Here is a 20,657-nt window from a genome sequence, read left to right as displayed (position 1 = left end):
GTTATCGATCTGGTCGAAAGCACGTGCAGAACCGCCGTAGGTTTTAGCCAGAACGGTGGTGATTGCTGCAGTCAGGGTAGTTTTACCGTGGTCAACGTGGCCGATAGTACCAACGTTAACGTGCGGTTTGGAACGTTCAAATTTTTCTTTAGACACGGCTATATTCCTTACTCTTATGCTCTCCCCTCATGGAGAGAGCACTGATCAATGTGTTAAACCCGAAAGCTTATTTACCACGGGCTTCAATAACGGCCTGAGCGACGTTGTTCGGCGCATCATCGTACTTCAGGAACTCCATGGAGTAAGAAGCACGGCCTTTGGTCAGAGAACGCAGTTGAGTTGCGTATCCAAACATCTCGGACAACGGAACTTCAGCGTGAATCTGAACGCCAGTAGCGTTGGATTCCTGACCTTTCAGTTGACCACGACGACGGCTAAGGTCACCGATGACGTCACCAGTGTTCTCTTCCGGCGTTTCAACTTCAACCTTCATGATAGGCTCAAGCAAAACAGGTTTTGCTTTCTTAAAGCCATCTTTAAAGGCGATAGAAGCGGCCAGTTTAAACGCCAATTCGGAGGAGTCAACATCGTGGAAAGAACCGAAATGCAGACGCACACCGAGATCAACTACCGGATAACCAGCCAGTGGACCAGACTTAAGCTGCTCCTGGAGGCCTTTATCAATGGCAGGGATGTATTCCGTTGGGATCACACCGCCCTTAATGTCATTGATGAACTCGTAACCTTTCGGATTTGAGCCCGGCTCCAGTGGGTACATGTCGATCACAACGTGACCGTACTGACCACGACCACCAGACTGCTTGGCGTGTTTACCTTCGATATCGGTAACTTTCGCGCGAATCGCTTCACGGTAAGCAACCTGAGGTTTACCCACGTTAGCTTCAACGTTGAATTCACGCTTCATGCGGTCAACCAGGATATCCAGGTGAAGTTCACCCATACCTGCGATGATAGTCTGACCTGATTCTTCGTCAGTCCATACGCGGAATGATGGGTCTTCCTTCGCCAGACGGCCCAGAGCCAGACCCATTTTTTCTTGGTCAGCTTTGGTTTTTGGTTCAACTGCAACGGAGATTACCGGCTCAGGGAACTCCATACGCTCCAGAATGATCACGTGGTTTGGATCACACAGAGTGTCACCGGTAGTCACGTCTTTCAGACCGATTGCTGCAGCGATGTCGCCCGCACGAACTTCTTTGATCTCTTCACGCTTGTTAGCGTGCATCTGAACGATACGGCCCAGACGCTCACGAGCAGCCTTGACTGAGTTCAGAACGGTGTCACCGGAGTTAACGATACCGGAGTACACGCGGAAGAAGGTCAGGTTACCCACGAATGGGTCGGTAGCAATTTTAAATGCCAGAGCAGCAAACGGCTCTTCATCGCTAGCGTGACGCTCAGCCGGAGTATCTTTACCGTCGTCCAGGATACCGTTGATTGCAGGGACGTCAGTTGGGGATGGCAGGTAATCAATTACCGCATCCAGCATCGCCTGCACGCCTTTGTTTTTAAAGGCGGAACCACAGGTAACCAAGATGATTTCGTTGTTCAGCACGCGCTGACGCAGAGCAGTCTTGATTTCTTCCTCGGTCAGCTCTTCGCCGCCCAGGTATTTGTCCATCAGCTCATCTGAAGCTTCAGCTGCAGATTCAACCAGGTTCTGGCGCCATTCTTCAGCCAGTTCTTGCATGTCAGCAGGGATGTCTTCGTATTCGAAGGTCACGCCAGCATCAGCTTCGTTCCAGTTGATCGCTTTCATTTTCACCAGGTCAACAACACCGGTGAATTTCTCTTCTGCGCCGATAGCCAGCTGCAATGGCACTGGATTCGCGCCCAGACGAGTTTTGATCTGACCAACAACTTTCAGGAAGTTAGCACCCATGCGGTCCATTTTGTTAACGAACGCGATGCGTGGAACTTTGTATTTGTTAGCCTGACGCCATACAGTTTCAGACTGAGGCTGAACACCACCTACAGCACAGTAAACCATTACAGCGCCATCAAGAACACGCATGGAACGTTCTACTTCGATGGTGAAGTCAACGTGCCCTGGGGTGTCGATGATGTTTACGCGGTGCGGCTCAAACTGCTTGGCCATACCAGACCAGAAAGCAGTAGTCGCTGCAGAAGTGATGGTAATACCACGCTCCTGCTCCTGTTCCATCCAGTCCATGGTGGCAGCGCCGTCATGAACTTCACCGATTTTGTGGTTTACACCGGTGTAGAACAGAATACGTTCGGTAGTGGTCGTCTTACCGGCGTCGATGTGGGCGCTGATACCGATATTACGGTAGCGCTCAATGGGTGTTGTACGAGCCATTTGATTCCTCTATTGCCTTAGGCGTTCAAGTTCGGTTAACCCAAGCGGGTTGGCTTCTTGAAGCGCCCGCTTGGTTAGCATAACTACTGCGTGGCAATTACCAGCGGTAGTGGGCGAACGCCTTGTTAGCTTCGGCCATACGGTGAACGTCTTCACGCTTCTTAACAGCAGAACCTTTGTTCTCAACTGCATCAGAAAGCTCGTTCGCCAGGCGCAGAGCCATGGATTTATCACCGCGTTTACGAGCAGCATCAACGATCCAACGCATTGCCAGAGCATTACGACGGACCGGGCGAACTTCAACTGGCACCTGATAAGTAGAACCACCAACGCGGCGAGACTTAACTTCTACAGTCGGGCGAACGTTGTCGAGAGCTACTTCGAAAGCTTCCAGGTAATCTTTACCAGAACGCTGAGCCAGGGTCTCCAGCGCGGTATAGACGATTGCTTCTGCAGTAGATTTTTTACCATCTACCATCAGGATGTTTACAAATTTGGCCAACAGTTCGGATCCGAACTTAGGATCTGGCAGGATTTTACGTTGGCCGATTACGCGACGACGTGGCATGGAAATACTCCGTTGTTAATTCAGGATTGTCCAAAACTCTACGAGTTTATTTTGACATTAAAGTGAAAATGTTTGGCCTTACTTAACGGAGAACCATTAAGCCTTTGGCTTCTTCACGCCGTACTTGGAACGAGCTTGCTTACGGTCTTTAACACCGGAGCAGTCAAGTGCACCACGAACGGTGTGGTAACGCACACCTGGCAAGTCTTTTACACGACCGCCACGGATCAGGATCACGGAGTGTTCCTGCAGGTTATGACCTTCACCGCCGATGTAGGAGGTAACTTCAAAACCGTTAGTCAAACGCACACGGCATACTTTACGCAGTGCGGAGTTTGGTTTCTTAGGAGTGGTGGTATATACGCGAGTACATACGCCACGTTTCTGCGGGCAGGCTTCCAGCGCTGGAACGTTGCTTTTAGCAGCCTTCACAGAGCGTGGTTTGCGTACCAGCTGATTAATTGTTGCCATTAAAAAGCTCCTGGTTTTTGCTTCGTAAACACGTGATAAATCCCCTCGTATGCACTACTGGCAAAGTACGAGGACGCAGAATTTTATGGCTGAGTAGTAGAGGTGTCAAGAAATATACAACATCACTCTCATCACCAGGCCATTTGGCTGCGATGTTTTTCGGTTAATTCAACGAAGTGATTATAGCCGACGACAGTGATTTTGTGTGAAAAATGACCAGACAACCCTCTGGCATCCAGGTCGTTCTGCAGCGCATAAAGGGATATGGGGGCATTGAGCAGCAATTCAAGGTGCGCGCTACCGGCCAGGCCGGCCAGCACGCCATCCTGCAGCAGCAGCAGGTCATCGCCCGGCGCGGTCAAACGCAGCAGCGCAGGCAAATCGCATTGAGCGGGGGAACGGCTAAGGGTATACAGCATCAGGGTTTCCTAAAATGTCATCACCACGTCATAGCTGGCCAGTTGGCGACTCAGCGCATCCGGCGCCAAGATCTCGGCGTCCAGCACCCAGTCAGTCACCTGACTCAGGCCGCGCTCCTGTAGCGATGCCTGGCAAAGATAACACTGCTCAACGTCATACAGCGGCAGCACGCCAAAGGTGGCAATGTAATTGCGCGCCAGAATTTTTTCCGGTTGCTGTCCCGGAATGATCTGCAGCACGCCGTCACCGATAAAAAACACGCCCAGATCTTCGCTCAGCGCCGAAGTGGCTAACAACGCATCCAGCCCTTCCCTGCCGCTGACGCTGCCGTGTGGGCTCTGGGTAAAAACAAAAGCGACTCGTTTCATAAACTCTCTCAGAACTGCACCAGGCGGTCACAGCTCAGCGAAGCCTCCGCCAGCGAGCCCAGTCCGCTAAGGGTAAAACCCGGCTGAAGGTTGGCGCTGGGCAATCCTTGCAGTGCGGCTTCCTGCTCATCGGTCACACCGCGCCGGAGTGCCGCGGCTACGCAGACGTTGAGCTCAATGCCATGCTGCTGTGCCAGTTGCACCCAACTCCGCACCAAATCGAATTCGTCGCTGGCCGGCGCAGTCAGTTGATTGGCGTTCAACACCCCTTCACGGTAAAAAAACACGCTGGAGAGGCGGTGTCCCTTGGCCAGCAAAGCCTGCGCGAACTGATAGGCGCTGCTGGCCTGCTGGGTGCCGTAAGCCGGGCCGGTGACCAAAAGGCAGTAATTCAGCATCCGCGCTCGGTTCCCAACAAATCGCCGCTTTTGAACTGGCGGATGTACAGATACACGGTGTGTTTTGAGATATTCAGACGGTCAGCCACCTGATTAATGGCGTCCTTGATATCAAAAATGCCCTTCTCGTAGAGGTTCAACACCACCTGACGGTTTTTGGCATTGTTGGAGACATTACGATCGGCATTAACTTCCTCAATGGTAAACTCCAGCGTCTGCGCCACCAGATCGTCAACCGACGACGCAAAGTTGACCGAGGGCGCCACGTCCTGAGTTTCCGGCGGCATAAAGGTCTGCATCACCTGGGAGAAAGGCACGTCGAGGTTCATGTTGATGCACAGCAAACCGATCACCCGCTGTTCACGATTACGGATGGCGATAGTCACCGACTTCATCAGCACGCCGCTCTTGGCACGGGTAAAATAGGCCTTGGACACGCTGCTGTCATCGCCGGCCATGTCATGCAACATGCGCAGCGCGAGATCGGTGATCGGCGAGCCGATCTGCCGCCCGGTGTGCTCACCGTTCGCAATGCGTACCGCCGAACATTTCAAATCCTCCAAAGCATGCAGCACGATCTCACAGTGCCCGCCGATCAACATCGCCAGGCCGTCAACAACCGCTTCGTAAGACTTCAGGATTTCATGATCCGTCTGGGTAAACGGACGTTCATTCAGCAAATCAAGTTCGCTGGCTTCGCTGGATAAAAGCGAATTAGACATCGAAAATACCACCCTCAAAGATCGCCTGTGCCAGGGGGCGCAGCTAAAACTGCTCGTGCGGGTTCCTTTCCACAGGCGGCACACCCTTCAGGTTACGCGGGATGGGCTGGCTGATATCAGTCTGAAACAGCACGACGAGCGTCCGCAGGCCGAGATGACCAGGAACAGTTTTAGGTACACGCCCTAAGGGGCAGGCGCATGACTCATAAGTCCGGATTATTAGTCTAGCAAAACAGCCAGAGTAAAGTCCTTGCGTTTGCGCGTGGTATTGACGTTAAGCCCGATGCCCGGCAGGCGTCAAGCGATCAGTGGGCAGGAAGCGAAAGTTAGCGCTGATTTGGCGGATTAAAATGAACACCGCCGCGAAGGACGTTCGCGGCGGTGTGGGGACTCAGACAGGCTTATTGCGCTTTGGCGTCTGCCGCTGCGTCAGCCGGCTTCTCAGCCTTGGCGTCCGCTTTAGGAGCGGCTTTCACATCCAGCAGTTCAACGTCGAACACCAGTGTGGAGTTAGCCGGGATGCCCGGAACGCCAGTTTTACCGTAGGCCAGCGCCGGTGGGATAACCAGCTTGATTTTGCCGCCTTTCTTGATGTGTTTCAGGCCTTCGGTCCAGCCTGGGATCACGCCGTCCAGACGGAATGACAGTGGCTCGCCACGGGTGTAGGAGTTATCAAACTCGGTACCGTCAGTCAGGGTGCCTTTGTAGTTCACCACAACGGTATCGCTGTCTTTAGGCGCAGAACCGGTCCCTGGCTTCTCTACCTGGTACAGCAGGCCGGACTCGGTTTTCTTCACGCCTTTTTCTTTCGCGAAGGTGTCGCGGTACTTGGTGCCTTTCGCTTCGTTATCTTTCGCGTCCTGCTCCATCTTCGCCTGAGCGGAAGCCTTCACGCGCGCTTCAAAGCTCTGCAGAGTTTTTTCGATATCAGCATCGTTCAGCTTGCTCTTGTTGGCAAAAGCGTCCTGAACGCCTGAGATCAACTGGTCTTTGTCCAGTTTAATACCCAGTTTTTCTTGCTCTTTCAGCGAGTTGTCCATGTAACGGCCCAGGGATGCACCCAGTGCGTAAGCCGCTTGCTCGTCATCGTTCTTGAACTTGCCGGTGCTTGGCGCCGCGTCGGCAGCTTTCGCCGCTTCTGCCGGTTTAGCTGCATCGGCAGCCATGACCTGGGTCGCATTCAAAGCAAAAGCCATGGTGGTTGCCAGAAGCGTGACTTTAAACAAAGATTTCATCCATTTCTCCAGTGTCTGAAGCGGTGCCCCAAACAATCATTAAGTAAGATAACCGGGCTACTATAGCTGTCCGAAACAAAACAAAACAGTCACACAGGTAACCAATCGAGTCAAAGTGTGACTCCAGCTTTAAACAGAAGTTTCGTTTAATGTGCTACCCGTATGATAAGTCAGATTTTTCCTGCGCCCGTGGTATCCACAGTAACAAAAACCGCCACACCGAGCGCTCTATTTTTCAGCACTTTACACAGTGCACCGGCGTTTTCCGTCTGCCCCCGCACACAGCGAGGTGAAATAGCGCAGCGCAAAGCCGCCGGCTGCTGTTACCATAGCGTCAGATCCAGGATTTAACCGCGTCAGAGGTAGCATCATGCACAACGCCGATATCCAAAGCCTGTTACTGCGGCTCGAAGAACTGGAAAGCCGTCAGGCCTTTCAGGAAGTCACTATTGAAGAACTCAATCAGACCGTGGTGAAACACCAGCTTGAAATGCTGAAATTGCAGGATCACCTGCGCGTGCTGACCGACAAGCTGCGTTCGACCCAAACGTCAATGATCGCGTCGCAGTCGGAAGAAACGCCGCCGCCACATTATTGATAAACCATAAAAAAGGGCAGCCTAAGGGCCGCCCATTTTTTTGCCGTTACTGCGCTGCTATTAGTGGCAGCCGCAACCGCCGTTACCGCAACCGCCTTTCTTGGCCTGACCGTGATCATGCGCGTGGTCATGGTCATGGTCGTGATCGTGGCCATGGCCGCCGCAGCAACCTTCACCGTGTTCGTGGTGATGATCGTGCTCGCCGTGTACGTGGCCGTGAGCCAATTCTTCAGCGGTAGCTTCGCGGATCGCGACAACTTCTACGTTGAAGTTCAGGTTCTGGCCAGCCAGCATGTGGTTACCGTCGACCACTACGTGATCGCCGTCCACTTCGGTGATTTCGACCGGTACTGGGCCCTGATCGGTGTCAGCCAGGAAACGCATGCCAACTTCCAACTCGTCAACGCCCATAAAGACGTCTTTCGGCACGCGCTGCACCAGGTTTTCGTCGTAGTTGCCGTACGCATCGTTAGCGCCAACGTTAACGTCAAAACGATCGCCCGCTTCGTGGCCTTCGAGTGCTTTTTCCAGACCTGCGATCAGAGAACCATGCCCGTGCAGATAGTCCAGCGGCGCACTCACCGGAGACTCATCAACCAACACACCGTCTTCTGTACGTACTTGATAAGCCAGGCTGACCACCAAGTCTTTTGCTACTTTCATGATATCTCCTACCGTTGGATACTTGGACGCAGCCGTCATGGGGCCGCGCCTTTACCGGACAGATTGTATCGGAAATCTGCCCCGCTGTACCCTCCAGCATAAAAAAACGCGCTCGATAACGCTATTCCGGATGGAAAATACCGATCACCTGCTCCTGCGGCCGGACGTGCTTTTCCACCTGCTGTTCGGTCTGCCGCTGATGATGGCCGCACTTGACGCACTCCACCACTTCGACCTGGTCTTCACGCCAAACGGCCAGCGTATCCATAGCCTTACAGCTTGGGCAGACCGCCCCGGCGATAAATCTTTTCCGTGTTGCAGACATCTCAATGCTCCAAATTATTCGTATTCATCCCAGCCGTCGAACTGGCGACTCTCTTTTTGCATTTCCCGGTGGAAAAGTTCTTCCAGCTCGCGCCGCGCTTCCTTCACGCGGGAAATTTGTGCCACATCGCCATGATGCGGCGGCATCAGCTCACGCAACATTCGCATATCCAACCGACGGAAGTGCTGCTGCGCGCGATAGGCCTGATGAGGATGCATGCCCAGTTCCATCAGTGCCTTGCGCCCCAGCTCCAGCGCACTGGAAAAGGTTTCGCGACTGAACTGCTTGACCCCTGCCTGCAATAACTCGTGCGCTTCCACACGGCCGCGTGCCCGCGCCAAAATAGTCAGCTCGGGAAAATGCTGCTGACACAGGCGGACAATTTCCATGGTGTCTTCCGGCTCATTACAGGTGATCACAATCGACTTGGCCTTCGCCGCACCGGCCGCACGCAGCAGTTCCAGCTCGGTGGCGTCACCGTAATACACCTTATAACCATAGCGCCGCAGTACGCCGACGGCGCTGACATCTCGCTCCAGGACGGTAATGCGCATCTTGTTGGCCATCAGCAGGCGGCCGATCACCTGACCAAAACGTCCGAAGCCAACGATGATCACCTGCGGGTCATCGTCTTCCACATACGGGGTCTCTTCGTCCTCATCCCGGGCGTTATAACGGCGCACCAGGATGCGATCGATAATCTGCATCAGCAACGGCGTGGTCATCATCGACAGGGTTACCACCACCAGCAACAGCGCAAGCTGATCGGGCTGCAACACCTTCTGCGCCCCCGCCGCCGAAAACAGCACGAAGGCAAACTCTCCGCCCTGGCTGAGCACGCCGGCAAACTGCAAGCGCACTGAACTACGCAGGCCGAAAATACGCGACAGCGAGTACAGCACCCCTGACTTAATCGCAACCAACAGCACCACGCCCAGCAGCACTTCGGCCAGATGGGTATAGAGTACGCCGATATTCAGCGCCATACCCACCGAGATAAAAAACAGCCCCAGCAGCAGCCCTTTGAAAGGCTCGATGGAGATTTCCAGCTCGTGGCGATATTCGCTTTCCGCCAGCAGCACGCCGGCGATAAAGGTGCCTAGCGCCATAGACAGGCCCAGGGCATCCATAAACATCGCCGCCCCCAGCACCACCAGCAGGGCGGCGGCGGTGAAGATTTCGCGAACTCCGGAAGAGGCGATATAACGGAACAGCGGACGCAGCAGGAAGCGCCCGCCAACCAGCATGCCGCCGAATGCCGCCACCTTGAGTGCAATTTGTGCCCAATCGTCGCTGCTGCCGCCGGCGCCGGCCAGGATCGGGATCAACGCCAGCGCCGGGATCACCGCCATGTCCTGGAACAGCAGCACCGAGAACCCCAACTGGCCGCCTTCGTTGCGGTTCATGCCCTTTTCGCGCATCAGTTGCAGCGCCATGGCGGTTGACGACATCGCCAGCCCGATACCGCCAATCACGGCGGCCTGCCAGGCGAAATGCGTCAGATAAAGCAATGCCCCCAGCACCGCAGCGGTGATCAACACCTGTCCGGCGCCGACGCCAAAGATTGAGCGCCTGAGTTCCCACAGCTTGCTCGGGTTCAACTCCAGCCCGATGATAAACATCAGGAACACCACGCCCAGCTCAGAAAAATGCAGGATCTCGTCGACGTCGCGAATGAAACCCAATCCCCAGGGGCCGATGGCAATACCGGCGATCAGGTAACCCAGCACCGCGCCGATACCCAGTCGACGGGCAATCGGCACCGTGACCACGGCGGCAAACAGAAACAGTAAAATTGCGGTCAGTAACGTTGAGCCTTCCATGTTTACCTTCCTCCCTGCGACAGCGGATTACGCAACCAATCGCCATACGCCGTGGCATGGCTTTCCAACACTTCCGGCTTCTGACGGCGCGCCCAATACACCAGCATCGGCGTCAGCCAGTGCATATGGCACATGGCGGCGGTCAGCTCAAACGGCCGCAGAATATCTTCCATCGGGTAGCGGTTATAACCGCCGGTACGATAGGCCCCCTCCGGTTCCCCGGTGGTGATCACCGAGCGCCAATACTTTCCCGCCAGTGCATTACCGCCCATGCCGCTGGCAAAACCACGCGACAGCACGCGATCCAACCATTCTTTCAACAGGGCCGGGCAGCTGTAGGTATAGAGAGGATGTTGAAAAACAATGACCTGATGTTCACGCAGCAGTTGTTGTTCGTGGTGAATATCGATAAAAAAATCAGGATAGTGCGCGTATAAATCGTGCACGGTGACATGTTCCAACTGCTGTGCCGGTCGAAGCAAAACCCGATTCGCGACCGAGTCCTGGGATTCCGGATGGGCATACAGCAGCAAGACCTTGGGCGGCTGCGACATCATTCCCCTCCAAAGCGTCGTCAGGGTAGCGGTTTTCCGTTACCATGCTCCGCAAAGACTAATAATAGGACAGTCTGTGTCCTGTTAACTTAGAATCCATTCAATTTAACATACTCTGAACATACGGCGCTTTATGATTGTATTCTCCTCGCTACAAATCCGACGCGGCACCCGCGTCCTGCTGGACAACGCCACGGCGACGGTTAATCCAGGTCAGAAGGTCGGCCTGGTGGGTAAAAACGGCTGTGGCAAATCTACGCTGCTGGCCTTGCTGAAGGGTGAGATGGCCGCAGACGGCGGCAGCTACACCTTTCCAAGCAACTGGGCCCTGGCCTGGGTAAACCAGGAAACGCCGGCGCTCGACGTGCCGGCACTTGAGTATGTTATCGACGGCGACCGCGAATTCCGCCAGCTTGAAGCCGACCTGCAGCTGGCAAACGACAAAAACGACGGCCACGCCATCGCCACGCTGCACGGCAAGCTGGATGCCATCGACGCCTGGACCATACGCTCCCGCGCCGCCAGCCTGCTGCACGGCCTGGGGTTCTCCAATGAACAGCTGCTAAATCCAGTCAGGGCCTTCTCGGGCGGCTGGCGTATGCGCTTGAACCTGGCGCAGGCGCTGGTGTGCCGTTCTGACCTGCTGCTGCTCGACGAACCGACCAACCACCTGGATTTGGACGCGGTGATCTGGCTCGAGCGCTGGTTGAAGGGTTATCCCGGCACGCTGGTGCTGATTTCGCATGACCGCGATTTCCTGGATCCGATCGTCGATAAAATTCTGCATATCGAACAAGAGACCATCAACGAATACACCGGCAACTACTCCTCGTTCGAGCGTCAGCGTTCGACCAAGCTGGCCCAGCAGCAGTCGCTGTACCTGAACCAGCAAGAGAAAGTGGCGCATCTGCAAAGCTATATTGACCGCTTCCGCGCGCAGGCCACCAAGGCCAAGCAGGCACAGAGCCGTATCAAGATGCTCGAACGCATGGAGCTGATCGCGCCGGCCCATGTGGATAACCCATTCAGCTTCAGCTTCCGCCAGCCGGAAAGCTTGCCGAACCCGTTGCTGCGTATGGAGAAGGTCAGTGCCGGCTACGGCGACAAGGTGATCCTCAACTCGATCAAGCTGAACCTGGTGCCCGGCTCACGCATTGGCCTGCTGGGCCGTAATGGCGCCGGTAAATCGACCCTGATCAAAATGCTGGCCGGTTCGCTTGAGCCGCTGAGCGGTGAAATTGGTCTGGCAAAGGGGATTAAACTGGGTTACTTCGCCCAGCATCAGTTGGAGTTCCTGCGGGCCGACGAATCCCCTCTGCAGCACTTGAGTCGCATCGCTCCACGGGTGCTGGAACAACAGCTGCGCGATTACCTCGGCGGCTTTGGCTTCCAGGGCGATAAGGTCACCGAAGCCACCGAACGGTTCTCCGGCGGCGAGAAAGCGCGACTGGTACTGGCGCTGATCGTCTGGCAACGCCCCAACCTGCTGCTGCTCGATGAACCGACCAACCACCTGGATTTGGACATGCGTCAGGCGTTGACCGAAGCGCTGATCGATTTCGAGGGCGCATTGGTGGTGGTCTCGCACGACCGTCACCTACTGCGATCCACCACGGACGATCTCTATCTGGTGCATGATGGCCAGGTGGAAGTGTTCGAAGGCGATCTGGACGACTACCAGCAATGGCTGAGCGACCTGCAACGTCAGGAAAATCAGCAGGACGCCCCGGATAAAGAGAACAACGGCAACAGTGCGCAGGCACGTAAAGACCAGAAGCGTCGCGAAGCCGAGTTCCGCAGCCAGACTCAGCCACTGCGCAAGCAAATTGCCAAGCTGGAACAACAGATGGAAAAACTGGGTACCGAACTGGCGGCGGTAGAAGAGAAGCTGGCGGACTCCGCGCTGTACGACATCAGCCGCAAGGCCGATCTGACCCTCTGCCTACAGCAACAAAGTCAGGCCAAGTCCGCTTTGGAAGAAACGGAAATGACCTGGCTGGACGCGCAGGAGCAGTTGGAACGCTTCACGCAAGAGTTCGAATCCTAAGGGCTTACGGGGCGGCCTGCCGCCCCTGCATGTTACCCCTTGTAAAAGGGTTTATCCCCCAGAATGGTCGCACGGTGCATGATGCGCCGCTGTGGCAGATAATCCGCGTTGGCGTAATGCTGCGTCACGCGGTTGTCCCAAATGGCAATGTCATTCTCCTGCCAGCGCCAGCGCACCTGGAACTCCGGCTTGGTAATGTGAGCAAACAGGAAGTTCAGCAGCGCGTCACTTTCCTTCGGAGCCAAATCAACAATTCTGGTCGTGAAACCTTCGTTGACGAACAGCGCCTGCCGGCCGCTGACCGGGTGGGTGCGCACCACCGGATGCAACAGCGGCGGGTTTTTCTGTACCGCCAACTGCCAGCGCTGATGTTCCTCTTCGCTGCCGCGGTGTTTGTATTCCGGGAATGACTTGGTGAAGTCATGCTCCGCCTGCAGGCCCGCCAGCAGCTGTTTAAAAGGGGCGGACAAGGCTTCATAAGCCGCGATACCGCTGGCCCACAGCGTGTCGCCGCCGGTGGTCGGCAAGGTTTTCGCAGCCAAAATCGCCCCCAGCGGTGGGTTTTCGATAAAGGTCACGTCGGTATGCCAGTTATCGTTGTCCGGCGGATTATTGTCATGGGTATCCAGCACGATAATCTCTTTCACATCGGCGGCTTGCGGGTAGACCGGATGGATGTGCAGGTCGCCAAAGCGGCCGGCCAGGTTGCGCTGCTGCAACGGCGTGATAGGCTGATTGCGCAAGAACAGCACCTGATGTTTGAGCAACGCATGGTAGAGCTGCTCGAACTGGCCGTCGCCCAAAGGACGCGCCAGGTCAACATTCTCCACCAGCGCACCGATATAAGGCCCCAGGGGGGTGATACTTAAACGTTCGTTCATTGCTGTACTCCGTGCCACGGGGTCAATCGACGCTGCAAGGCACGCAGCCCCAGCTCCAGCCCAAATGCAATAATCGCAATCACGCCAATACCGGCCAGCACCACATCGGTAGCCAGAAACTCACCGGCGGATTGCACCATAAATCCCAGGCCGCGGGTGGCGGCAATCAGTTCTGCTGCGACCAGCGTCGACCAGCCGACCCCCAGCCCAATGCGAATACCGGTTAAAATCTCCGGCAAGGCGCTCGGCAGCACAACGAAACGCAGTACCTGCCAGCGGTTGGCGCCCAGCGCACGCGCCGCGCGTACCCTGACCTGAGCCACGCTGCGCACTCCCGCCACGGCGGACAGCGTCACCGGGGCGAAAATCGCCAGATAAATCAGCAGGATCTTTGAAGTTTCACCGATGCCGAACCAAATCACCATCAGCGGTAAATAGGCCAGCGGCGGCACCGGGCGATAAATCTCAATCAGCGGATCGAGAATGCCGCGTACCGTGTCGTTCAGCCCCATGGCAATACCCACCGGCACCCCGATAAGCACCGCGGCCAGCAGTGCAACCAGGATACGCCCCAGGCTGGCGGCCAGATGCTGCCATAGCGTGGCGTCCATAAAACCCTGCGGGCTGGCTATGGTGATCAACTGATGCAGGACCTGCTGCGGCGCCGGCAAGAACAACGGGCTGATCAGGTTCAACGCAGTCACGCTCCACCAAATAGCCAGCACCACTAACAGGGTGGCGCTGCTCAACCAGACGTTGCGTGGCACGCTAAAGCGCCTCGGTGCCGCCGCCTTCGGCTGGGCAACCTCTTTAAGGGCAGAATGCAGGCTCATAACAAGGCCTCACGCTGTTGGAAGACTTTACCCAGCACGTATTCACGCTGGGCGATAAATTCAGGATCAGACTTGATCGAACGGCAAGGTTCACCGTCGGCATAGCGTTGGCCGAAATTCAGCGCCAGACGCTCCACCACCTGCCCCGGCCCCGGCGACAGCAGCAGCAGTTCACTGGCAAGGAACACCGCCTCTTCAATATCGTGGGTAATCAGCAACACCTGCTTGCCGGTGTCGCGCCAGATGGTCAATAGCAGTTCCTGCATTTGTTCACGGGTAAAAGCATCCAATGCACCGAACGGCTCGTCCAGCAACAGCAAACGCGGATTGGCCGCCAGTGCGCGAGCTATGCCCACGCGCTGGCGCATACCGCCGGAAAGCTGCCAGATAAAGTGCTGCTCATAACCGGCCAGGCCGACACGCTGCAACATCTGCAGCGCCACTTCGCGACGCTGCGGCTTGCCAAACCCGGCCAGCTGCAAGCCAAATTCGACGTTATCCACCACGTTACGCCACGGCAGTAAACCTTCATGCTGGAACACCACGCCCCGCTCGGCTCCGGGGCCTTTTACGGGAACTTCGTCAAGCGTGATGCTGCCAGCTGAAGGCTCGATAAACCCGGCGATCAAATTCAGCAGCGTGGTTTTGCCGCAGCCCGAGGGGCCAAGCACCACCACCAGTTGTCCGGCGTCAATCTGGAACGAGACGTCGCGCAGCGCAGGGCGCCCCTGGTACTCTGCTGAAAGGTGGTTAACGTTTAGCATTCTGCTCCCTTACGACTGCGGCGCAGCCTGCACCTGTTTCACAAAGCGATCGGTGACATAGGCACTGTAATCGCTGTCGACCTGGGGAATTTTGCCCTGCTGTTTGAGGAACTCGGCGGTGTCATGAATGGCTTTGTCCACCGGCTGGCCAAGCTGGGTGATCTGTTCGGCGACCGGCAGGTAGGTATTGCCCTGCACCAGCACCGGTATCTGCTCTTCCGGCACGCCGCTCAGTCGGGAGAGCGTGCTGAGGTTGCCCTTGTCCTTCAGCCACTGCTCCGGCTGCGCCAGATAGGCTTTTTGGGCATTCAACGCGCTGGCGGCAAAGGCCGTCACCACTTCAGGATGCTTCTCGGCAAAGTCCTTGCGCACCACCCAAACGTCGAGCGTCGGGGCACCCCACTGTCCGACCTGGGCAGAATCCGTCAGCACCTTGCCCTGTTTGGCCAACTCATTGACCACCGGGGCCCAAACATAGGCGCCATCGATATCACCGCGCTGCCAGGCCGCGGCGATGGCGGGCGGTTGCAGATTGAGGATTTTGACCTGCTCTGGCTTGATACCCCAGTGCTTCAGAGAAGCCAACAGGCTGTAGTGCGTGGTTGAGATAAAGGGCACGGCGATGCGCTTACCGATCAGATCCTGCGGGCTTTTAATCTCTTTTTTCACCACCAGCGCTTCGGAACTGCCGAGCTGGGAGGCGATCAGAAACACTTCGATAGGCAGTTTTTGGCTGGCGGCCACCGCCAATGGGCTGGAGCCGATGTTGCCGATCTGGACGTCACCTGAAGCCAATGCGCGCAGCACGCTGGAGCCACTGTCGAATTTGCGCCAGTCAACGGTAGCGCCGGACTGTTTGGCGAAGCTGTTTTCCGCCTGCGCCACCTTGGCGGGTTCCGCCGAAGTCTGGTAGGCCACGGTCACGTCCACTGCATAGGCGCTGGCTGCGCTAAGTGACAACACCAGCAGCACCGCACTGCGTAGAGAAAAAAGTTTGCTCGCCATGTTCGCTCCGTTGATAAAAGTCTGTTCAGTTGCTGACAGTTTTACCCGAGCGTTGACGAGCTATAAAAGAATAAAAAACTCTGCGTTATTACTTATGGGAATATTTAATCAAATCAAATCGACCCATTGCCCTCCGGCGGCGCTGCTACGCTGGGCGGCGTCAATAAACGCCATCCCCTGCACACCGGTTTCAATTCCCGGCAACAAGGGGGCAGCCTGCGGCCCCTCACGCAGACGGCTCGCCGCTTCACGGTAAATCTGGCCAAATCCTTCCAGATACCCCTCGGGGTGGCCGGCAGGCACACGCGCCAACAGGCGGTTCTCCGCATACTGGAATGAAGAAGCGCGCGTGATGCAGTAGGCTGGTGCATTTCGTGGGTGCATCCACAGCTGATTGGGTTGCTCCTGGCAAAAGGCCAGGCTGCCCTCACTGCCGTAGACTCGCAGCCGCAAGCCGTTTTCATGGCCGCAAGCCACCTGGCTGGCCCACAGTCTGCCTCTGGCGCCGTTGGCGTATCGCATTTGTACCCGCACATCGTCGTCCAGCTTGCGTCCGGGAATAAACGTCGTCAGCTCGGCGCTGATCGCCTGCGGCAACAGGCCGCTGACAAACTGCGCCAACTGCCAGGCGTGGGTGCCGACGTCACCGATGCAACCGGCTCCCGCTTTCTCCGGCTGGGCGCGCCAACCCGCCTGCTTGTTATCGGTCAACTCCAGCGGCTGTGCCAGCCATTCCTGCAGATACTCCACCTCGATAAAGCGGATCTCGCCCAGTTCACCGGCCAGCACCCGGCTCCGCGCCTCGCGCACCAGCGGATAAGCACTGTAGTTATGGGTTAATATCAGCTGCCTTCCGCTACGTCGCACCGTTTCGGCCAACTGCAACGCTTCGGCGTAGCTGTTGCACAGCGGCTTGTCGCAGATGACGTCGATACCGGCGTTGAGAAAGGCAGTCGCTACCGGCGCATGCAAATAATTGGGCGTGACGATCGCCACCACATCCACGCCGTCTTCGCGAGCCGCCTCGGCCTGCGCCATCTGCCGGAAATCGCGATAGCTGCGTTGCGGATCCAGGTGCAGCCGCTCACCGGTACGACGGCAATTTTCCTCATCGGAGGAAAAAGCCCCGGCCACCAGCTCGAATTCGTCGTCCATTCGCGCAGCCAGGCGATGCACTGCACCAATAAACGCCCCTTCGCCCCCGCCGACCATACCCAAACGTAGTCTCATGGCTGTTCTCCGATACCCAGCATCCGCCGGATCTGTTTGCGCTCAACGCCGGAGGCGGCAAAATCATCGAACGCCCGATCGGCAACAGGAATAATATGCCGGGTGATAAACTCGGCCCCTTCACGCGCCCCCGCCTCCGGCGACTTCAGGCAGCACTCCCATTCCAGCGTGGCCCAACCGGGGAAATCGTACTGCGCCAGTTTGCTGAAGATCGCCGGGAAGTCGATCTGCCCGTCACCCAACGAACGAAAACGCCCAGGCCTTTCCAGCCAGGGTTGATAGCCGCCATACACACCGCTGCGGGCATTGGGTCGATATTCCGCATCTTTGACGTGGAACGCCCGGATACGCGCATGATAAACATCAATAAAGCCCAGGTAGTCCATTTGCTGCAAATGCAGATGGCTGGGGTCGTATAAAATATGGCAGCGCGGATGATTGCCAACCTGGCGCAGAAAACGCTCGAACGTCACGCCGTCGTGCAGATCTTCCCCGGGATGCAGCTCATAACAAAGATCGACGCCCACGTTGTCAAAAGCATCGAGGATCGGCCGCCAACACCGCGCCAACTGCCCGAAGGCCTCCTCCAGCAACAGCGCATTATGGGGCGGCCAGGGGTAAAAATAAGGCCAGGCCAGCGCACCGGAGAAAGTAACGTGCGCGGTTAATCCAAGCCGCTGCGACGCCTGCGCCGCCATCAACAATTGCTCGGTCGCCCATGCCTGTCGCGCCTGCGGATTGCCGCGCATCACTGCCGGAGCAAAGGCGTCGAAAGCCAGATCGTAAACCGGGTGCACCGCCACCAGCTGTCCTTGCAGGTGAGTGGACAACTCCGAAATGACCAGGCCGTATCCCGCCAGTTGTTCACGTATGCCGTCGCAATATTCCTGGCAGTGGGCGGCCCGTTCGAGATCAAAAATGGCCGGAGCGCCGGTCGGGATCTGCACGCTTTTGAACCCCAGGCCCGCGGCCCAACCGGCCAGCCCGTCCAGTGAATCGAACGGCGCCTGCGCGCCGATAAACTGCGCCAGAAACAGCCCTGGCCCCTGAATGGTTTTCATGGTGATGACCTCCCTAACATTACCGTTCTCTGGCTGCGTACCGCTTCATCCGCCGCCAGGACTACGCGCAGGCTGTTTAAGGCATCCTGCCAATGCCGGCTGAGATCCAGCCCCTCTTGTATCGCCTGAAGAAAATAGCGCTGCTCGCTCAGGCACAGCGCCAAATGGTCCGGTTCGTCCTGACAGTCGATCCAGCGGTCCGGGTGGACAAACTGATTGGCACCGTCCAGCGTCGCATAATGGACGCGCAACGAATCGGTGCGGGTATGACCGTCAACGTTATCAGACTCCCCCACCGCACCCGACTGTCGCGCCACGATCGAAACCGCGCCGAGTGGCCCAATCACGTCTTTCACAAAGTAGGCGGTTTCGCTGATCATCGGCCCCCAGCCGGCTTCGTACCAGCCCACCGAGCCATCGGCAAAGCGCACTTGCAGCTGGCCATAGTTGTACATTCCCGGCGGCAGCGCATCGCTCAACCGTGCGCCGATGGCGCTGACGCTGACCGGCTCCGACTGGGCCATCTGGCACATCACGTCGAGGTAATGCACGCCGCAGTCGACAATCGGCGACAGCGACTGCATCAGATTACGATGCACGTCCCACATCGCGCCGTGGCTTTGCTGATTGAGGTTCATGCGCATCACCAGCGGTTTGCCGAGGCCGCGCGCCAATTCAACGAATCGCCGCCATGAAGGATGGTGACGCAGGATATAACCGACCACCAGTTGCCGCCCGGCAGCACGGGCGGCGGCGATCACGCGTTCCGCACCGGCTACGGTGGTGGCGAGGGGTTTCTCAATGAACAGATGGCAACCGGCGGCCAGTGCCGCCAGCGCGTAAGCCTCGTGAGTATCGGGCCAGGTCGTCAGGCATACCGCATCAGGATGCGTCGCCGTCAGCGCCTGTGAAAAATCACTGAACGTCGGGTAGCCGCCGCCCAACCTGGCATTGAGCCGATGCCGCGAATCGCCGCGCGCCACCAGCCCGCAGATCTCAACCCCTTTCATGCCGTGATAGGCTTCGGCGTGCGAGGCTCCCATGTTGCCGCACCCCACAACCAGTACGCGCAGGTCAGTCATCGCCTTTCTCCGCTTGCGGGATTTCGCGGTAATTGAAGGTGAAGAAAAACAGCGCCGCTATCACCAGTGCGCCGATGGCCGGATACCACCAGAAGCTCTGCCACTGCGGCAGCGCCGCCGCCCCCTCTGCCGTCACCATTCGATTAAACAGCGCACCGCTGATCTGCGAACCGATCAGCATGCCCAGCCCATAGGTAAACAACACCAGCAGACTCTGCGCCTGGCCCTTGACCTTGTCGCCCGCCACCTTGTCGGTGTAGATAAAACCAATCACGAAAAAGAAGTCGTAGCACATGCCGTGCAACAGGATGCCGAGGTAAATCATCCAGCGCAGTTCCTCAGTGATACCCAACGCAAACATCACGTAGCGCAGGAACCACGACAGCATGCCAATCAACAGCATCACTTTGATGCCCAACCGCGCGAACAGGAACGGGATCAACAGCATAAAGAACAGCTCGGACATCTGCCCCAGCGACATCACGCCACCGACGTTGCTAAATCCCGTGGCGGCAACGAACGGCGCGGCGTAGGCATAGTAGGCCGCCAACGGGATGGAGATCAGCGTCGCGCAGATGATAAACACCAGAAAGTGCCGTTGCTTCAGCATGGCAAAGGCATCGGCGCACAGCAGGTCGCGCATTTTTACCGGTTTGCCACGTTCCGGCGCCGGGGTGTGTGGCAGGGTGAAGCTGTAGATAGCCAGCACCAGCGAAGCGACCGCCGCCAGCGTGAAAATGCCGGTGCTGTCGGACAACCCGCTGGCGCCGACGATCAGCCCGGCGACAATCCAGCCGAAGGTCCCGAACGCCCGCACCACGGGAAATGCCTTTTCACTGTTGCTCAGGCTGTAAAACGCGACGTTGTTGCTAAGGGCGATCGTCGGCATATAGCACAGCATATAGCCGAAGATGATCCACAGCAGGCCGCTTTGCCCACTGCTGAAAAAGCCCGGCATCAGCCAAAGCAACCCGGCACCGATCAGGTGCAGTACGCCCAGTACCTTCTGCGAGGCAAAGAAGCGATCCACCAGCATGCCCAGTACGAACGGCGAAAGAATCGACGCGATCGGCCCGGTGGAATAAGCATCGCCGATGATTGCCGCCAGGCCAAACTTGCCCATCACTACGCCGAGCGTGACGTACCAGGCGCCCCAAACAAAGAATTGCAGAAACATCATCAGTGCCAGCCGCGGCACTACCCATTTGAATGTGGCGCTGTTGGCCCCCAGGGCCACGCTGTCAGTTTGCATAATTTCCCCATTGGTA

General features: G+C 57.0%; 23 protein-coding genes. 2 read left to right on the top strand and 21 right to left on the bottom strand.

The features are described from left to right. From H5P17_RS23135 to fkpA, 9 genes are all read right to left on the bottom strand, one after another. The coding region (locus tag H5P17_RS23135; protein ID WP_230090452.1) for a GTP-binding protein at positions 1 to 156 on the bottom strand (156 nt) is incomplete at its 3' end. A 70-nt stretch (positions 157 to 226) separates the two neighbouring features. After that, positions 227 to 2,341, bottom strand: a complete 2,115-nt coding sequence (gene fusA, locus H5P17_RS23130; RefSeq protein ID WP_044554735.1) for an elongation factor G — start codon at positions 2,339 to 2,341, stop codon at positions 227 to 229. Positions 2,342 to 2,438: 97 nt separating this feature from the next. Further along, the gene (gene rpsG / locus H5P17_RS23125; protein WP_020837252.1) at positions 2,439 to 2,909 is read right to left on the bottom strand and encodes a 30S ribosomal protein S7; all 471 of its coding nucleotides are present in this window, start codon (positions 2,907 to 2,909) and stop codon (positions 2,439 to 2,441) included. A gap of 96 nt (positions 2,910 to 3,005) precedes the next feature. Beyond that, complete coding sequence (gene rpsL / locus H5P17_RS23120) at positions 3,006 to 3,380, bottom strand: 30S ribosomal protein S12 (RefSeq protein ID WP_004930426.1); 375 nt, start codon at positions 3,378 to 3,380, stop codon at positions 3,006 to 3,008. Positions 3,381 to 3,511: 131 nt separating this feature from the next. Next, positions 3,512 to 3,799: a sulfurtransferase complex subunit TusB gene (tusB, locus tag H5P17_RS23115; RefSeq protein WP_044554736.1), complete on the bottom strand. Its 288-nt coding sequence runs from the start codon at positions 3,797 to 3,799 to the stop codon at positions 3,512 to 3,514. 9 nt (positions 3,800 to 3,808) lie between these two features. Then, positions 3,809 to 4,168, bottom strand: coding sequence for a sulfurtransferase complex subunit TusC (tusC, locus tag H5P17_RS23110; protein WP_182825443.1), 360 nt, complete (start codon positions 4,166 to 4,168; stop codon positions 3,809 to 3,811). Between the two features lie 8 nt (positions 4,169 to 4,176). Then, positions 4,177 to 4,566 (bottom strand): sulfurtransferase complex subunit TusD, encoded by a 390-nt coding sequence (tusD, locus tag H5P17_RS23105; protein ID WP_370570054.1) that lies wholly within the window; start codon positions 4,564 to 4,566, stop codon positions 4,177 to 4,179. Then, complete coding sequence (locus H5P17_RS23100; protein WP_020837257.1) at positions 4,560 to 5,288, bottom strand: transcriptional regulator; 729 nt, start codon at positions 5,286 to 5,288, stop codon at positions 4,560 to 4,562. Before H5P17_RS23100 ends, tusD begins: the two co-directional genes overlap by 7 nt. Before the next feature lie 401 nt (positions 5,289 to 5,689). Next, positions 5,690 to 6,523 (bottom strand): FKBP-type peptidyl-prolyl cis-trans isomerase, encoded by an 834-nt coding sequence (fkpA, locus tag H5P17_RS23095; protein ID WP_020837258.1) that lies wholly within the window; start codon positions 6,521 to 6,523, stop codon positions 5,690 to 5,692. 370 nt (positions 6,524 to 6,893) lie between these two features. Between fkpA and H5P17_RS23090 the strand changes: the two genes are divergently transcribed. Continuing rightward, on the top strand, positions 6,894 to 7,121 hold the full coding sequence (locus tag H5P17_RS23090) for a SlyX family protein (protein ID WP_020837259.1): 228 nt from the start codon (positions 6,894 to 6,896) through the stop codon (positions 7,119 to 7,121). Positions 7,122 to 7,181: 60 nt separating this feature from the next. On the opposite strand, the gene slyD is transcribed toward H5P17_RS23090, so the two are convergent. The 4 genes from slyD to kefG all read right to left on the bottom strand — a co-directional run bounded on the left by slyD (position 7,182) and on the right by kefG (position 10,486). Further along, entirely contained in the window at positions 7,182 to 7,784 is a 603-nt protein-coding gene (gene slyD, locus H5P17_RS23085) for a peptidylprolyl isomerase (protein WP_182825442.1), read from the bottom strand. 121 nt (positions 7,785 to 7,905) lie between these two features. After that, the gene (locus tag H5P17_RS23080) at positions 7,906 to 8,109 is read right to left on the bottom strand and encodes a YheV family putative zinc ribbon protein (protein ID WP_004951224.1); all 204 of its coding nucleotides are present in this window, start codon (positions 8,107 to 8,109) and stop codon (positions 7,906 to 7,908) included. Between the two features lie 14 nt (positions 8,110 to 8,123). Further along, complete coding sequence (gene kefB, locus H5P17_RS23075) at positions 8,124 to 9,932, bottom strand: glutathione-regulated potassium-efflux system protein KefB (protein ID WP_044554739.1); 1,809 nt, start codon at positions 9,930 to 9,932, stop codon at positions 8,124 to 8,126. A gap of 2 nt (positions 9,933 to 9,934) precedes the next feature. Further along, positions 9,935 to 10,486, bottom strand: a complete 552-nt coding sequence (gene kefG / locus H5P17_RS23070; RefSeq protein ID WP_182825445.1) for a glutathione-regulated potassium-efflux system ancillary protein KefG — start codon at positions 10,484 to 10,486, stop codon at positions 9,935 to 9,937. Positions 10,487 to 10,619: 133 nt separating this feature from the next. Here kefG and H5P17_RS23065 point away from each other — a divergent pair, with 133 nt between their 5' ends. Further along, positions 10,620 to 12,533 carry an ABC transporter ATP-binding protein gene (locus H5P17_RS23065; RefSeq protein WP_182825440.1) on the top strand — a complete coding sequence of 638 codons (1,914 nt, stop codon included), beginning with the start codon at positions 10,620 to 10,622 and terminating at the stop codon, positions 12,531 to 12,533. A 32-nt stretch (positions 12,534 to 12,565) separates the two neighbouring features. Here the strand turns inward: H5P17_RS23065 and tauD are convergent, their stop codons facing one another. The 8 genes from tauD to H5P17_RS23025 form a co-directional block, all read right to left on the bottom strand. Continuing rightward, the gene (tauD, locus tag H5P17_RS23060) at positions 12,566 to 13,414 is read right to left on the bottom strand and encodes a taurine dioxygenase (protein ID WP_020837270.1); all 849 of its coding nucleotides are present in this window, start codon (positions 13,412 to 13,414) and stop codon (positions 12,566 to 12,568) included. Next, positions 13,411 to 14,247 carry a taurine ABC transporter permease TauC gene (tauC, locus tag H5P17_RS23055; protein WP_044554741.1) on the bottom strand — a complete coding sequence of 279 codons (837 nt, stop codon included), beginning with the start codon at positions 14,245 to 14,247 and terminating at the stop codon, positions 13,411 to 13,413. The genes tauD and tauC overlap by 4 nt, the downstream gene beginning before the upstream one ends. Then, positions 14,244 to 15,011 carry a taurine ABC transporter ATP-binding subunit gene (tauB, locus tag H5P17_RS23050; protein WP_182825438.1) on the bottom strand — a complete coding sequence of 256 codons (768 nt, stop codon included), beginning with the start codon at positions 15,009 to 15,011 and terminating at the stop codon, positions 14,244 to 14,246. The genes tauC and tauB overlap by 4 nt, the downstream gene beginning before the upstream one ends. A 9-nt stretch (positions 15,012 to 15,020) precedes the next feature. Continuing rightward, entirely contained in the window at positions 15,021 to 16,016 is a 996-nt protein-coding gene (tauA, locus tag H5P17_RS23045; protein WP_182825436.1) for a taurine ABC transporter substrate-binding protein, read from the bottom strand. 108 nt (positions 16,017 to 16,124) lie between these two features. Continuing rightward, complete coding sequence (locus tag H5P17_RS23040; protein WP_182825434.1) at positions 16,125 to 17,246, bottom strand: Gfo/Idh/MocA family protein; 1,122 nt, start codon at positions 17,244 to 17,246, stop codon at positions 16,125 to 16,127. Continuing rightward, entirely contained in the window at positions 17,243 to 18,307 is a 1,065-nt protein-coding gene (locus tag H5P17_RS23035) for a sugar phosphate isomerase/epimerase (RefSeq protein ID WP_182825432.1), read from the bottom strand. The genes H5P17_RS23040 and H5P17_RS23035 overlap by 4 nt, the downstream gene beginning before the upstream one ends. Next, positions 18,304 to 19,389: a Gfo/Idh/MocA family protein gene (locus tag H5P17_RS23030; protein ID WP_182825430.1), complete on the bottom strand. Its 1,086-nt coding sequence runs from the start codon at positions 19,387 to 19,389 to the stop codon at positions 18,304 to 18,306. The genes H5P17_RS23035 and H5P17_RS23030 overlap by 4 nt, the downstream gene beginning before the upstream one ends. After that, entirely contained in the window at positions 19,382 to 20,641 is a 1,260-nt protein-coding gene (locus tag H5P17_RS23025; RefSeq protein ID WP_182825428.1) for an MFS transporter, read from the bottom strand. Before H5P17_RS23025 ends, H5P17_RS23030 begins: the two co-directional genes overlap by 8 nt. Between the last annotated feature and the right edge of the window lie 16 nt (positions 20,642 to 20,657).

The sequence above is a fragment of the Serratia sp. OS31 genome (genome assembly GCF_014164835.1).
Classification (GTDB): Bacteria; Pseudomonadota; Gammaproteobacteria; order Enterobacterales; family Enterobacteriaceae; genus Serratia; species Serratia liquefaciens_A.
Note: the sequence above shows the minus strand (reverse complement) of the source record. Positions and strands in the feature narration are given on the sequence as shown.

Excerpts from the sequence above, each read along its gene's own strand:
- fusA (WP_044554735.1), bottom strand. The coding sequence starts at position 2,341 with ATGGCTCGTACAACACCCATTGAGCGCTACCGTAATATCGGTATCAGC.
- rpsG (WP_020837252.1), bottom strand. The coding sequence starts at position 2,909 with ATGCCACGTCGTCGCGTAATCGGCCAACGTAAAATCCTGCCAGATCCT.
- rpsL (WP_004930426.1), bottom strand. The coding sequence starts at position 3,380 with ATGGCAACAATTAATCAGCTGGTACGCAAACCACGCTCTGTGAAGGCT.
- tusB (WP_044554736.1), bottom strand. The coding sequence starts at position 3,799 with ATGCTGTATACCCTTAGCCGTTCCCCCGCTCAATGCGATTTGCCTGCG.
- tusC (WP_182825443.1), bottom strand. The coding sequence starts at position 4,168 with ATGAAACGAGTCGCTTTTGTTTTTACCCAGAGCCCACACGGCAGCGTC.
- tusD (WP_370570054.1), bottom strand. The coding sequence starts at position 4,566 with ATGCTGAATTACTGCCTTTTGGTCACCGGCCCGGCTTACGGCACCCAG.
- H5P17_RS23100 (WP_020837257.1), bottom strand. The coding sequence starts at position 5,288 with ATGTCTAATTCGCTTTTATCCAGCGAAGCCAGCGAACTTGATTTGCTG.
- fkpA (WP_020837258.1), bottom strand. The coding sequence starts at position 6,523 with ATGAAATCTTTGTTTAAAGTCACGCTTCTGGCAACCACCATGGCTTTT.
- H5P17_RS23090 (WP_020837259.1), top strand. The coding sequence starts at position 6,894 with ATGCACAACGCCGATATCCAAAGCCTGTTACTGCGGCTCGAAGAACTG.
- slyD (WP_182825442.1), bottom strand. The coding sequence starts at position 7,784 with ATGAAAGTAGCAAAAGACTTGGTGGTCAGCCTGGCTTATCAAGTACGT.
- H5P17_RS23080 (WP_004951224.1), bottom strand. The coding sequence starts at position 8,109 with ATGTCTGCAACACGGAAAAGATTTATCGCCGGGGCGGTCTGCCCAAGC.
- kefB (WP_044554739.1), bottom strand. The coding sequence starts at position 9,932 with ATGGAAGGCTCAACGTTACTGACCGCAATTTTACTGTTTCTGTTTGCC.
- kefG (WP_182825445.1), bottom strand. The coding sequence starts at position 10,486 with ATGTCGCAGCCGCCCAAGGTCTTGCTGCTGTATGCCCATCCGGAATCC.
- H5P17_RS23065 (WP_182825440.1), top strand. The coding sequence starts at position 10,620 with ATGATTGTATTCTCCTCGCTACAAATCCGACGCGGCACCCGCGTCCTG.
- tauD (WP_020837270.1), bottom strand. The coding sequence starts at position 13,414 with ATGAACGAACGTTTAAGTATCACCCCCCTGGGGCCTTATATCGGTGCG.
- tauC (WP_044554741.1), bottom strand. The coding sequence starts at position 14,247 with ATGAGCCTGCATTCTGCCCTTAAAGAGGTTGCCCAGCCGAAGGCGGCG.
- tauB (WP_182825438.1), bottom strand. The coding sequence starts at position 15,011 with ATGCTAAACGTTAACCACCTTTCAGCAGAGTACCAGGGGCGCCCTGCG.
- tauA (WP_182825436.1), bottom strand. The coding sequence starts at position 16,016 with ATGGCGAGCAAACTTTTTTCTCTACGCAGTGCGGTGCTGCTGGTGTTG.
- H5P17_RS23040 (WP_182825434.1), bottom strand. The coding sequence starts at position 17,246 with ATGAGACTACGTTTGGGTATGGTCGGCGGGGGCGAAGGGGCGTTTATT.
- H5P17_RS23035 (WP_182825432.1), bottom strand. The coding sequence starts at position 18,307 with ATGAAAACCATTCAGGGGCCAGGGCTGTTTCTGGCGCAGTTTATCGGC.
- H5P17_RS23030 (WP_182825430.1), bottom strand. The coding sequence starts at position 19,389 with ATGACTGACCTGCGCGTACTGGTTGTGGGGTGCGGCAACATGGGAGCC.
- H5P17_RS23025 (WP_182825428.1), bottom strand. The coding sequence starts at position 20,641 with ATGCAAACTGACAGCGTGGCCCTGGGGGCCAACAGCGCCACATTCAAA.